Genomic DNA, 13446 nt, shown 5'->3' with positions numbered 1-13446 from the left:
CATGCGTCTGGTTCTTTCACGTCGCACCCTGGCGATCGTGGTGGCCGCCGCCACGGCCGTCCTGGGGGCCTGCAGCACACCGGCGCCCGAACCCGTCGCCGTCGTCGTGGAAGCGCCTCCCCCGCCCCCTCCGGTGACCCTGAACGAGGGTGTGGCCCAGGCCGCCTCCATCTATGTGGCCTTCATCCGCGACGTCGGCACGATCCAGGCCGGCTTCCCTGATGCCGAGTCGATCCAGAATGCGATGCACAAGGGCGCGGCCTACGACCCCGCCGCCCTGTCGCGGGGCATGATCGCCTATGGCTCGATCCTGGCGCTGCAGTCGCCCGAGTTCGTCGCCGGCGTTCGCACCTATGCCGTCGATCCCGCGATCCGCGCCGACGTCGTCGCCAACATTATTCGCGATCCGGCCTATGCCGCCGGCCTGCCGGGCGCCGATGTCGCCGCCGGCCTGATCATCGCCACCCTGGGACAGGACATCGCCGCCCTGACCACCATCGCGGACGCGATTGAGGGCGATGCCTATACCATCCAGGAGCGCAACGATCCCCGCCGCCGCTGGGCCGTCGTGCCGATTTCCGACCGCGCCGTCCGGCTGGAAACCGCCAAGACCATCTCGGCGGGCCAGATGCTGCCCTCGGCCGAGGACTCCGCGCGCCTGTTCGCTGCCGCCAACAGCGGTTCTGGCCTGAACCTGGCACCCGCCACCCATGCCCCGCCCTATACCCCTGCGGTCGTGCACGCCCTCGCCATCGCCGCCCTTGCCGCCCTCGGGGCCGCCGGCGACGAGGCGCGCGCCAATACCGAAGCCCTGTCGATCGAGACCAACGCCCAGTTCTGCCTCGATATGTCCAAGCTGAACCTGTTCCAGTGCCTCGCCGCCTCGCGTCCCAGCTATGAGGATATGTTCTGCGTCGGGCGCCACATCGTGCGCGACCTGGCAACCTGTACCACCCAGGCGACGGTTCCGGTCGTGACGGCCGCCCCGGACACGGCGACGGCGTCTGTCACGCCGGTGGGAGGCTTCGCCCAGGAAGCCACCACCGCCTCCATCGTCGCCACGCAACCCGCAGGAAGGTGAGCCCGCCAGCGCTCGCGAGGCGGTCGCTCGCTGTATGGGCGCGTTTCGTCTCGCGGACGCAGTTGCGCATACCGGCGCTTGCGTGTAATGACCCGCGCTCTTGAATTCGAGGGTCCATGACCCCGCCGCGCGGGCCGCAATGTCGGCGCAGGCGTTTTTGTTGTTGAGGCGAGCCAGATGGCCGAGATCATTCTGAACGTGGACGTCCGCGAGAACACCGGCACCGGCGGCGCGCGCGCGGCCCGTCGCTCGGGCGCGGTTCCGGGCATCCTGTACGGCGGCGGCAAGGCTCCCGTCGCCATCTCGGTCAACGAGAAGGACTTCCGCAAGAACCTGTACACCGGCAAGCTGCTGGGCCACCTCGTCACGCTGAAATACGGCGACGAGAGCCAGCCGGTCATCGCCAAGGACGTGCAGTTCGACCCCGTGTCGGACCGTCCCCTGCATTTCGACCTGATGCGCGTCGACGAGAACCAGACCATCAAGATCGAAGTGCCGATCCACTTCATCAACGAAGACCAGTGCAAGGCCTTCCGTCAGGGCGGCACGCTCGAAATCGTCCGTCACTCGGTCGAGATCCTGGTCCCGGCCAACCACATCCCCGAAGACCTGGTCGTCGACCTGGCTGGCCACAAGCTGGGCGACACCCTGCGCTGGTCGGACGTCAAGGTGCCTTCTGATGTGAAGTCCACCATCACCGACCGCGACTTCGTGATCGGTGCCATCAAGGTCTCGTCGGCCGCCGTCGCTGCCGCCGACCAGATCGAGGACGAGACCGCCGAAGCCGCCGCCACCGAACAGGGCGACGAAAACGCCGCTGCCGAAGGCGAGAAGACCGAAGACTGATCCGACGGATCATCTCATGATCGCGGCCCCATTCGGTGACGGACGGGGCCGTTTTCGTATCAGGACAGCGCCATGCTCATCATCGCCGGCCTCGGCAATCCGGGTCCCAGATACCAGAACAACCGCCACAACATCGGCTTCATGGCCGCAGACGAGATCGCACGCCGGTGGCGGTTCGGGCCCGAGCGCGCCAAGTTCCAGTCGGTCATCCGCGAGGGCGAGGTCGAGGGCACCCGGGTGCTGCTGATGAAGCCCCAGACCTTCATGAACAACTCGGGCAATGCCGTCGGAGAGGCCGCCCGCTTCTACAAGATCGCGCCTGCGGACGTGATCGTCTTCCACGACGAGATCGACCTGGCCCCCGGCCGGTTCCGCATGAAGAAGGGCGGCGGCGCGGCGGGCCAGAACGGTGTTCGCAGCCTGATCTCCCAACTGGGTCCCGACTTCCGCCGCGCGCGCATGGGCGTCGGCCACCCGGGCGAGCCGTCGATGGTCATGCCCCACGTCCTGGGGGACTTCCACAAGGCCGAGCAGCCGTGGCTGGAGGCCCTGCTGAACGCCTGCGCCGACGCCCTGCCCTTCGCCGTGGCCGGCGATGACGAACGCTATCAGGGCGAGGTCCTGCGCCTGGCCCCCGCCCCCAAGTTCAGCCCCCGCCAGGCCGCCCAGGCGGCGAAGGGCGAATGATCCGTCTCCTCCCCATGCGCAAGCGCGTATGGGGAGGAGACCCGGACGCGCTTCCTTTCCGGCCCGCCATCCGCTATCGCCCCGTCGTGACCCGTCCACAGGCCGAATCCTGGTCGATCGCCCGCTCGCTGGCCTTCCTGGCCGCGACGTTCGCCATCGTGTTCGGAAGCCTGCTGCCCTTTGCGGCCTATGCGGCCTCGACGCCGGGCCATCCGATGGTCATCTGCTCCACCGAGGGCCCCCAGACCATCTCGATCGGCGTGGACGGCCAGCAGGCGCCGAGCAAGGGCATGGCGGGCGTCAAATGCTCGGCCTGCGTCATGGCGGTCGTCGCCGACCTGCCGACACCCCCGGCGCTCCAGTCGGTCCGCGCCGCCACCTCCTATCCGGCGTCGCGCTTCGTCGCGCCCGGCCAGGCCGTACCGCCCCCGGCGCGTGCTCCGCCCCGGCCCCCGTCGACCGCCCCACCCCAGGCCTGAACGCACGCTCCCAGACCCGCCCGCCGCCACGCGCGCGCGGGCGCACCCTTGCGTCTTTCAGGACATCCTTCACATGCGCCTTCTCATTTCGGCGGCTCCGGCCGCTCTGCTGTGCGTCCTCGCCAGCCCCGCCTTCTCCCAGACCGCCCCGACCGGCCCCGCCATCGACCTGGGCGAGGTCATCGTCACCGGTGCCCGCAATCCCGAAGATCCCCCCGTGGTGGCTGAAGCCCGCCGCCGCCTGTCGCGCACGCCCGGTGCCGTCGCCGTCGTCTCGGCCGAAAACCTGGAGAGCCGCTACGCCCCCAATCTCGCCGATGTCCTGCGCGATGTACCCGGCGTCTATGCCCAGAAGAAATGGGGCGGCGATGTCCGCCTCTCGATCCGCGGCTCGGGCATCGGCAACGCCAACCACCTGCGCGGTGTCTTCGTGTCCCAGGACGGCATCCCGTTCAACGAGGCCGACGGCTTCGGCGACGTGCAGATGGTCGATCCCCTGCTGGCCCGCTTCACCGAAGTCTATAAAGGCGGCAACGCCCTGCGCTTCGGCGGCTCCCTGCTGGGCGGGGCGGTCAATCTGGTTACGCCGAACGGCCGTACCTCGGGCGAGACCGCCAGCGTCCGCGCCGACCTCGGCTCCTGGCGCACCGGCCGACTGCATGCCGAGGTCGGCGGCGTCCGTGGCGACTGGGACGCCTTCATCGGCGTCACCGGCGCGGTCGCCGAGGGCTGGCGCCAGCAGTCGGACGGCCAGCAGCAGTACATCACCGCCAATATCGGCCGCAGCTTCGGCGAGGACCGCGAGGCCCGGCTGATCATCCAGGGGGCCTATATCCATCAGGAGATTCCGGGGGCCCTGACCCTGGCCCAGGCCCTGAACACCCCGGTCATGCCCGCCGCTGCCAATGTCGCCAATGCCTATCAGCGCGACTACGCCTCGGTCCGCACCACCCTGTCGACCCGCTGGCGGCTGTCGCCCGACCTGCTGTTCGAAGGTGCCGTCTATGGCACCTGGAAGGACCTGCATCATCCGATCTTCCAGGTCATCGACCAGCAGAGCCGCAACTACGGTGCCTTTGGCCGACTGGACTGGGAGGGCCGGCTGTTCGGGCTGCGCGCCGATGCCTTCGGTGGGGCCTGGTACCGGGTCGGCGATCTGGATGCCCAGCAGTTCGTCAATATGCGGGGCTCCAGCGGGAACCGTACCGCCAAGGCGCGCCAGAATGCAAAGGCGCTCGACGTCTTCGCCGAGGGTCGTCTGTTCGTCACCGACCAGGTCGCGATCGTCGCCGGCGGTACCTGGGGCCGGGCCGAGCGAGACTATCAGAGCTTCGCTCTGCCGGGCGTCTCCTCCACCTTCAACCTGACCACCGGCAAGGACTACGAGTGGTTCGCGCCCCGCCTCGGCCTGCTCTGGGAGGGCGAATCCGGCGCACAGGCCTATGCCAACGTCACCCGTTCGATCGAGCCGCCCAACTTCGGCTCCCTGACACCCACCATCGGCGGCTTCGCCAGCATCAAGGCCCAGGAAGCCTGGACCTGGGAAGCGGGCGTGCGCGGGCGTACCGCACGGCTCTCATGGGACGTCGCGGTCTACCGCGCCGAATTGGACAACGAACTGCTGAACTTCGTCGTCAACCCGGCCCTCGGCATCCCTGCCGCGACCTTCAATGCGGGTCCGACCGTCCACCGGGGAATCGAGGCCGGTCTCGACTGGCGCTTTGCGACCGGCTGGCGTCTGCGCCAGACGTACACCTGGTCCGACTTCTTCTTCGAGGACGACAAGGCCTATGGTGACAACGATCTGCCGCTGGTCCCGCCGCACCTCTATCGGGCCGAGCTGCGCTACGATCACCCCGCCGGCTGGTTCGTCGCGCCGTCGGTGGAGACGACCCCGTCCGACACCTGGGTCGACTACAAGAACACGCTGAAAGCTCCCGGCTATACCGTCGTCAACCTGGGCCTCGGCTGGACGTTGGAAAGCGGCACGAACCTCTTCGTCGATGCCAGGAACCTGTTCGACGAACACTATGTCTCGAACTTCAGCGCTGTGACCGATGCGCGAGTCGCCTCCACCGCCGTCTTCTGGCCGGGCGAGGGCACCTCGGTCTTCATGGGCGTCAGGATGTCTTACTGATGCCGGCGAACGCACAGACCGGGGCGGCTTCGGCCGCTCCCGGCCTCCTGTCGGAGGCCTATCGCACCGTCTGGCGCTGGCATTTCTATGCCGGCCTGCTGGTCCTGCCCTTCCTGATGCTGCTGGCCCTGACCGGCGGTCTCTACCTGTTCAAGGGCGAGATCGACGGCCTGGCCTATCGGGGTCTGTCGCAGGTCGAGGCCCGGACCCAGACCGCGTCCCCCGACCGCTGGGTCGCGGCGGCCGAAGCCGGGACCGGGGGCAGGGTCGCCAATGTCCTGGTCCCCGCCCGCCCGGACCAGGCCGCCCGCCTGACCGTCAACCTTCCGGACGGCGGAAAGCGCACCGCCTTCGTCGATCCGCACGACGCCCGTCTGATCGGCACCACGCCGTTCGGGGGCGTCATGGAGACGGTCAAGCGGCTGCACAGCCTGATCCTGCTGGGCAAATGGGCCAATGCGATCATTGAGATCGTCGCCGGCTGGGCCATCATCCTTGTCGCCACGGGGATCTTCATGTGGTGGCCGCGCAGGCGCGGCGTCGGCGTCACGACGATCAAGGCGACGGACGTAACGCGCCGCCCCTTCTGGCGCGACCTTCACGCCGTGACCGGTCTCTATGCCGGGGCCATTATCGTCTTCCTGGCGGCGACGGGGATGCCCTGGTCGGCCGTCTGGGGCGATCAGGTCATGGGCTATGCGAAGGACCACGGCCTCGGCCGCCCCAAACCCCCGGCCGCCTCGCCTGCCTTTGCCCACGCCGAACACGGGGACGCCCCCGTCGGTGTCGGCTGGACGATGGAGGGGATGGTGATGCCGACGCCCGACGCCACCGGCACCGCCCGCCTGTCGACGGTCCTCGCCACGGCCGATGCGCAGGGCCTCGCACGGCCCTATACGGTGTCGATCCCAACCGATCCCGCCATGGCCTATACGGCCGCGCGCGTCGTCCAGCGGGTCGAGGACAACCGCATCCTCTATATCGACGCCACCACCGGCGCGGTCCGTGCAGACGTCCGCTACGACCAGTTCGGCATCGGGGCGAAAGCCTATGAATGGGGCATCGGTGTCCATCAGGGGACCCAGTACGGCTGGGTGAATCGTTACCTGATGCTGGCGGGCTGTATCGCCATCTGGATCCTGGGCATCAGCGCCCTGGTCATGTGGTGGAAGCGGCGGCCGAAGAGGTGCCTCGGCGCCCCCGTCGCCCCGCCCGGACCGCGCGCCAAGGTCGCGGTACTGGCTATCGTCCTGCCGCTGGCAATCCTGTATCCCCTGACGGGTCTCAGCCTGATCGTGGCCGTCGGACTGGACCGGATCGTCTCGATGCTGAGCCGCACCCCGCCGCAAGCTGTATGACCCTCGAACTGGAACGTCCCATGACCCGCCTGCTCCTGTCCGCCTGCCTGCTGACGCTCGCCGCCTGTGGCGAGGCCGCGGTGCCGACCGGTCCCGCCACCGTTGCCGTGGCCGACGCCCTGTGCCGACCGACGCCGAACGGTCGGGACATCACCGGCTGCTATCTGACCCTGACCGCCAGCCAGGCCGACCGGCTGGTCTCGGTCGGCTCGCCGGTCGCCGGCCTGGCCCAGATTCACGAGATGAGCACCGAGAATGGAATGATGAAGATGGGCGAACTCAAGGACGGTCTGGTCCTGCCGCCCGGTGAAGCCGTCTCGCTGGCACCGGGCGGAAACCACATCATGCTGATGCAGCTGAAACAGCCGTTGGCGACGGGCGACCAGGTCCCCCTCACCCTGACCTTCGAGCACGCCCGGCCCGTCGACATCCGCGCCACCGTCGGCCAGCCGCCGGCCGCCTCCTGATCAACGGGCGAGCCTGACAAACGGTCGCGAACCGTCTAAAGGCTCGCCCTCACCCGGCCCCCTCTGGCCCGCCTCAGGAATACCATGGCTCTGAAAGTCGCGATCGTCGGCCTGCCCAACGTCGGCAAGTCCACCCTGTTCAACGCCCTGACCAAGACGGCGGCGGCACAGGCGGCCAACTATCCGTTCTGCACCATCGAGCCGAATACCGGCGACGTCGCCGTGCCCGAGCCGCGCCTGAACGTCCTGGCCGGGATCGCCGGTTCGAAGGAGATCATCCCCTCGCGCATCACCTTCGTCGACATCGCGGGCCTGGTGCGCGGCGCGTCCAAGGGCGAGGGCCTGGGCAATCAGTTCCTGGCCAACATCCGCGACTGCGACGCCATCGCCTTCGTCTCCCGCTGCTTCATCGACGACGACATCACCCATGTCGAAAACCGCATCGACCCGATCAGCGACCTCGAGATCATCGAGACTGAATTGATGCTGGCCGATCTGGAAAGCCTGGAACGCCGCCGCGTCCAGATGGAAAAGCGCGCCAAGGGCGGGGACAAGGAAAGCCAGCAGAGCCTGAAGCTGGTCGATCTGGCCCTGGCGAAGCTGCATGCCGGCAAGCCCGCTCGCACCGCCCTGCCCGACGTGTCCAAAGAGGACCGCAAGGCCTGGGACATGCTGCAACTACTGACCTCCCTGCCCGCCCTCTATGTCTCCAATGTCGACGAAGGATCGGCCGACAGGGGCAACGAACTGTCCGACCGCGTCGCCAGACGCGCCGCCGAGGACAACGCCAGGTCGGTCGTGATCTCGGCCAGGATCGATTCCGAACTGGCCGTGCTGGACCCGGAAGAACAGGCCGAGTTCCTGGAAAGCCTGGGCCTGGCCGAACCCGGCCTGAACCGCCTGATCCGCGAGGCCTACAGCCTGCTGGGCCTGCAGTCCTACTTCACCGTCGGACCCAAGGAAGCCCGCGCCTGGACCATCCACGTCGGCGACACCGCGCCCCAGGCCGCCGGGGTCATCCACTCCGATTTCGAGAAGGGCTTCATCCGCGCCGAGACCATCGCCTATGACGACTACGTCGCCCTTCGCGGCGAGGCGAAGGCCCGTGAAGCCGGCAAGCTGCGCGCCGAGGGCAAGGCCTATATCGTCAAGGACGGCGACGTGATGAACTTCCTGTTCAACTAGGGCCTGATTCACGGCATCGGTGGAGGTGAACGGGAGAAGTCTTCACGGAATCGCTTCACAGTTACCCCCTCACAAGTCTAGCATCGCTGCAACCATCAGCGTTGGTCGGGGGGACAGACGTGCAGGGACAAGGCATAGTCGCTCAGCTCAAGGCAGTCGCCCTGCCTGTCGCCCTTATGATCGGCCTCGCCTCGTGCGGCGGAGGCGGCGGCTCAAGCAATGGGGGCGGGAACAACCCGTCTCCGACACCGACACCGGCCGTCAGTGACGCCGGCGCGGCGAAGCTACTGACCCAGGCGACCTTTGGCCCCACCGACGCTGAAATCGACTCGGTCAAGGCGCTGGGTTACGCCGACTGGATCAACGGCCAGCTCGGACTGCAGTCTTCGTCGCACCTCACCTATGCGGACAACAGGCTGGCCCAGCTGCGGCTCACCAACCCGACAGCGACGCTGGGGGCCAATAATTTCTACGAAAGCTTCTGGCTCTATTCCGCCACCGGCCAGGCCCAGCTGCGCGAGCGGGTCAAGTTCGCCCTGTCGGAGATGTTCGTCATTTCCCTGCTGGACGCGAATATCGATATTCGCGGCGCGGCCTCCTACTACGACATGCTGGGCAACAACGCCTTCGGCAACTATCGCACCCTGCTGGAGCAGGTCTCCCTGCATCCGATGATGGGGATCTATCTGACCCATCTGGCGAACCAGAAGGAGGACGCCGCCACCGGTCGCACCCCGGACGAGAACTACGCTCGCGAAGTGATGCAGCTCATGTCGATCGGTGTTCAGGAGTTGAACATGGACGGCACTGTGCGCCGCGATGGTGCCGGACAACCCATCCCGACCTATACGCCCGCCGACATTTCCAACCTGGCGCGGGTCTTCACAGGTTTCAGCTGGTATGCGGCGACGCCAACGAACCAGACCTTCTTCGGTGCCGGAAGGACCAACGACTCCTACGTCCGGTCGATGATCCTCTATCCGCAGTACCACTCGACCTCGGCCAAGACCTTCCTGGGGGTGACCATCCCGGCCGGATCGACCGATGGTGTGGCAGAGCTGAAGATCGCGCTCGACACCATCTTCAACAACGTCAACGTCCCGCCCTTCATCTGCAAACAGCTGATCCAGCGACTGGTGACATCAAACCCCTCGCCCGCCTCCGTCAGCCGCTGCTCGGCTGTCTTCGTCAACAATGGCTCGGGAGTCCGCGGCGATCTGGCGGCGGTAATCCGCACGATCCTCCTGGATGCCGAGGCGCGCGACCTCAACACAGGCTCCAGTGCAACGTTCGGCAAGATCCGTGAGCCGGTCATTCGCATGACCAACTGGATGCGCGCCTTCGGGGCGACCTCGGTCAGCGGCAACTATCTGCTGAACTCTACCAGCGCCAATACCTCGCTGGGCCAGTCGGCACTGGCCTCGCCCTCGGTGTTCAACTTCTTCCGCCCCGGCTATGTCCCGCCCAACACCCGGCTCGGAGCCCAGAGTTTGCTGGCGCCGGAGTTCCAGATCGTCGACGAGGTCACCGTCGCCGGCTATGCCAACACCATGCAGACAGCCATCGGGACCGGCATCGGGACCGGCAGCGACGTCCGCTCGGCCTATACGCGGGAAGTCGCGATCGCCTCGGATGCCAATGCCCTGGCCGATCGGATGAACCGGATGCTGCTCTTTGGTCAGATGTCGTCGACCCTGCGCGCGCGCATCGTCGAGAGTGTCAACTCGGTTGCCATCCCCGCGGCGACCGGCACAAACCAGTCGGCCATCGATACGGCCCTGCTGAACCGATCGAAGCTCGCCGTCTATATGACGATGGTTTCACCCGAATATCTGGTCCAGCGGTGAGGACGGGACGATGACCCACGGAAAATACAGCCGCCGTCAGCTGCTCCACATCGGCGGGGGCCTGTCGATGCTGGGGGCCGCCGCCCCCTTCGCGGCCCAGCTCGCCGCCGCCGGTGCTGCCGTCAGCCAGAGCGCGCCGGACTACAAGGCCCTGGTCTGCGTCTTCCTGTTCGGCGGCAACGACAGCCATAACATGGTGCTGGCGACCGACAATGACAGTTGGGGTCGCTATTTCGCCGCGCGCAATACCGGCAACGACCCCATCGCCCTGATGCCCGTCGGCACACCGCCGACGCCGGTCGGGGCGACCAACTCGATCACCGGCCGGGTCTCCACGGCGGATTCGCCCGAGGCCTGGGGCGGCGTCCTCCCGATCGTGCCGCGAACCCTGAACCCCATCCCGGCAGGCACCAGCGCCTCGGTCCGGACGTTCGGCCTGCACCCCTTCATGGGTCCGGTGAAGGATCTGTTCGACGCGGGACGCCTCGCCGTGGTCGCCAATGTCGGGACCCTGATCCGCCCGATCACCAAGGCCCAGTACGAGGCCCGGACGGTCGCCTTCCCGGCCAACCTGTTCAGTCACAACGACCAGCAATCGACCTGGCAGGCGGGCCTGACCGAGGGGGCACGCACCGGCTGGGGTGGTCGTTTCGGCGATCTGCTGAACGGCATGAACGGGACGGGAGCCCTGTTCACGGCCGTCTCGACCGCCGGCAACGCGGTCTTTCTGTCCGGCCAGTCGGTGGTCCAGTACCAGATGAGCACGGGGGCGCAGCCCGCCGTGGTCATTAACGGCCAGTCCGGGGCCAACCTGTTCGGCTCGACCGTCGCGCCTGGCCGGGTCCGCGAATTGATCACGGACACCTCGTCGGCCAGCCTGTTCGCCGCCGACTATGCCACCACCACTGGACGCTCGATCGGCGCGGCGACGTCGCTGAACAGTGTCTTCGCATCGTCTGCCGTGACCAGCGTGCCGTCGGCACCCGTCTACCGCAACCCCATCACCGGCGCGACCGAGACCAACAACCTGGCGGTCCAGCTCCAGACCGTGGCCCGGATGATCGCTGCCGCTCCGACCCTGGGCGTCAAACGCCAGGTCTTCTTCGTCAGCCTGGGTGGCTGGGACACCCACGATTTCCAGAACACGACCCAGTCCAACAACCTGTCCAAGGTCGCGACCGCCCTGGCCTATTTCGACGGCGTCCTGGGCAACCTGGCCGGCGTCAACATGCGCAACGCGGTCACGACCTTCACCGCCTCGGATTTCTCGCGCACCTTCACCACCAACGGCGACGGCACCGACCATGCCTGGGGCGGGCACCATCTGGTGATGGGCGGCTCGGTCCGGGGCGGCGACATCTATGGCCAGTATCCAACCCTCGGTGTCGATCTCGGCACGTTCCGAAACCCCGACATGAGCCGATCCTACCTGGTCCCCACCACCTCGGTGGATCAATACGCCGCCACCATGGGCCGCTGGCTGGGGGTGTCGGAAAGCAATCTCGACACCATCTTCCCCAATCTGGGCAATATGGTCAGCCGGGGTCTGGGCTTTCTTTAGTGGCCCTGCGCGGCCCCCCGGTGCCGGCACGCCAGTTTGAAGCCTGACCCGGCCGACGAACGGCCGGGTGGGTGGCTGGGGCCAGGTTCTGCGCGTCGGGGACAGGGCTGATCGCAGGCGGACAGTCAGGCCAGCAACAGGCCGGAGACGCACAGCAAACGGATCATGTTCGCTGAACGCCTCCGCCGTGGAGAGGGTTCAGTCGCGGGCGGCGTCCGAGGCGCGACGGCGGGCCGCGAACTCGGCCGTCGGCTTCCACTGCGGCCAGGCTTCCGAATCCGCGATTCCGTGACCCAGTTCGTACAGCAGGTGCAGGTTCGCCTGGGCCGCCGTGAAGTCGTAGTCGGCGCGCCATTCGTCGTTCAGATTATGATAGTAGGCCGCCATCTGGGCCTGGTAGTAGGGCCGCCCGACGGCTTCGCCACCCTCGACGAAGTCGACACCGGTCCAGGGCATCAGCGCCGGCACGCCGCCCACGGCGAAGTTGAAGTGGTCTGAGCGGTAGTAGAACCCCTGCTCCGGCTCGCCGTCGCCGGTCAGGCTTCGTCCGTCCTCGGCCGCCAGCGTGGCCAGATCGTCCTCCAGCGTCGACTTGCCTGGCCCGAAGATGGCGATGGTCTTCGTCGCGGGTGTGAAGGGCAGCATGTCGATATTGATGTCCGCCGCCGTCTTCTCCAGCGGATAGACCGGGTGGGCCGCATACCATTGCGAACCCAGCAGACCCTGCTCCTCGGCCGTGACGTGCAGGAAGATGACCGTCCGTTCGGGCGGAGCGCCTTCCTTGAACGCGCGCGCCATCTCCATCACGCCCGAGGTGCCCGAGGCATTGTCCCAGGCTCCGTTGAAAACGTTGTCGCCCGTCGCGTCCGGCTCGGGTGCTGTCCCGACGTGGTCCCAGTGGGCCGAATAGACGACGTATTCGTCCGGCCGTGTCGTGCCCGTGATTCTCGCGATCAGATTGTGCGAGGGCACGACCTCGGTCGTCTCGGCGATGTCGACCGACAGCTTCAGGCCCGTCTCGTGCGCCCTGAACGCGCCACCGGCCCGGGCCATCGCCACCGCGTCGCTCATTTGACCACCCATGGCCGTCGCCATCTGGTCGGCGGTGGTCATGGGGATCGTGCCGCTGAACGACACGTCCCTTGCGTCGCCGATCGTCATGCGCGGCCGCATGTTCGGACGCATCGTGCCCTGTTCCTGCAGGGCGATGACCCCCACGGCCCCGCGCCTGAAGGCCTCCTCGCGCTTGTGCACCGGCGACCCGTAGAAGTTCGGATCGGCCCCGAACGCGGTGGGCTGGCCACCCAGGATGATGACCACCTTTCCCGTCAGGTCGATGTCGCCATAGTCGTCCCAGCCGCGCTCGGGCGCGACGATGCCGTATCCGGCAAAGACTATCGGCGCGTCGGTCACCGTGACCGTCCCGTCGCCGACCGCGGTCCGCAGGTTGATATCCGTTCCCGCGACCAGGGCATGGGTCGTGCCGTCAGGGCCGGTCCAGCTGGCGGTGGGTGCCCGCGAGGGCGTGAACCGCACCAGGGTCACATCCTGCAGCCACGAGCCGCCCGGCCCGCCCGGCTCCAGCCCCATGGCCTCGTACTGGCTCTGCAGATAGGCCAGCGTCAGCCGCTCGCCCTCGGTACCCGGGAAGCGTCCGGCGAAACTGTCGTCGGACAGAACCTTGATGTGGTCGCTCAGCCGCTCGGCCGAAAACTCCTGGGCGGTCGCAGCCCCCGCGCCCAGCAACGCCAGTGCGGCCACGCCGCCGATCAGTCCACGCAACATCCAGCTCATCTCC

The 13446-nt window shown here is 67.4% G+C and carries 11 protein-coding genes; 10 read left to right on the top strand and 1 reads right to left on the bottom strand.

The features are described 5' to 3' along the window. Position 1 precedes the first annotated feature (1 nt). The 10 genes from HZ989_RS06300 (at position 2) to HZ989_RS06255 (ending at position 11648) form a co-directional block, all read left to right on the top strand. A complete protein-coding gene (locus HZ989_RS06300) occupies positions 2–1081 on the top strand; it encodes a hypothetical protein (protein ID WP_209322761.1) in 1080 nt (359 codons plus the stop codon). 177 nt (positions 1082–1258) lie between these two features. Then, positions 1259–1927 (top strand): 50S ribosomal protein L25/general stress protein Ctc, encoded by a 669-nt coding sequence (locus HZ989_RS06295; RefSeq protein WP_209322760.1) that lies wholly within the window; start codon positions 1259–1261, stop codon positions 1925–1927. A 72-nt stretch (positions 1928–1999) separates the two neighbouring features. Further along, a complete protein-coding gene (gene pth / locus HZ989_RS06290; RefSeq protein ID WP_209322759.1) occupies positions 2000–2614 on the top strand; it encodes an aminoacyl-tRNA hydrolase in 615 nt (204 codons plus the stop codon). Beyond that, positions 2611–3093 carry a DUF2946 family protein gene (locus HZ989_RS06285; RefSeq protein WP_209322758.1) on the top strand — a complete coding sequence of 161 codons (483 nt, stop codon included), beginning with the start codon at positions 2611–2613 and terminating at the stop codon, positions 3091–3093. The genes pth and HZ989_RS06285 overlap by 4 nt, the downstream gene beginning before the upstream one ends. Before the next feature lie 73 nt (positions 3094–3166). Then, positions 3167–5230: a TonB-dependent receptor gene (locus HZ989_RS06280; protein WP_209322757.1), complete on the top strand. Its 2064-nt coding sequence runs from the start codon at positions 3167–3169 to the stop codon at positions 5228–5230. Then, positions 5230–6588 (top strand): PepSY domain-containing protein, encoded by a 1359-nt coding sequence (locus HZ989_RS06275; RefSeq protein ID WP_209322756.1) that lies wholly within the window; start codon positions 5230–5232, stop codon positions 6586–6588. Before HZ989_RS06280 ends, HZ989_RS06275 begins: the two co-directional genes overlap by 1 nt. 20 nt (positions 6589–6608) lie before the next feature. Further along, positions 6609–7055, top strand: a complete 447-nt coding sequence (locus HZ989_RS06270) for a copper chaperone PCu(A)C (RefSeq protein ID WP_245162479.1) — start codon at positions 6609–6611, stop codon at positions 7053–7055. An 84-nt stretch (positions 7056–7139) separates the two neighbouring features. Further along, positions 7140–8240, top strand: coding sequence for a redox-regulated ATPase YchF (ychF, locus tag HZ989_RS06265; protein WP_209322754.1), 1101 nt, complete (start codon positions 7140–7142; stop codon positions 8238–8240). Between the two features lie 176 nt (positions 8241–8416). After that, on the top strand, positions 8417–10087 hold the full coding sequence (locus HZ989_RS06260) for a DUF1800 family protein (RefSeq protein ID WP_209322753.1): 1671 nt from the start codon (positions 8417–8419) through the stop codon (positions 10085–10087). 10 nt (positions 10088–10097) lie between these two features. After that, positions 10098–11648 carry a DUF1501 domain-containing protein gene (locus HZ989_RS06255; protein ID WP_209322752.1) on the top strand — a complete coding sequence of 517 codons (1551 nt, stop codon included), beginning with the start codon at positions 10098–10100 and terminating at the stop codon, positions 11646–11648. Positions 11649–11846: 198 nt separating this feature from the next. Here HZ989_RS06255 and HZ989_RS06250 read toward each other — a convergent pair whose 3' ends face one another. Next, positions 11847–13433, bottom strand: a complete 1587-nt coding sequence (locus tag HZ989_RS06250) for a M28 family peptidase (protein ID WP_209322751.1) — start codon at positions 13431–13433, stop codon at positions 11847–11849. Between the last annotated feature and the right edge of the window lie 13 nt (positions 13434–13446).

It is taken from the genome of Brevundimonas sp. AJA228-03, assembly GCF_017795885.1.
Lineage (GTDB): Bacteria > Pseudomonadota > Alphaproteobacteria > Caulobacterales > Caulobacteraceae > Brevundimonas.
This window is presented reverse-complemented; position numbering and strand designations above follow the sequence as displayed.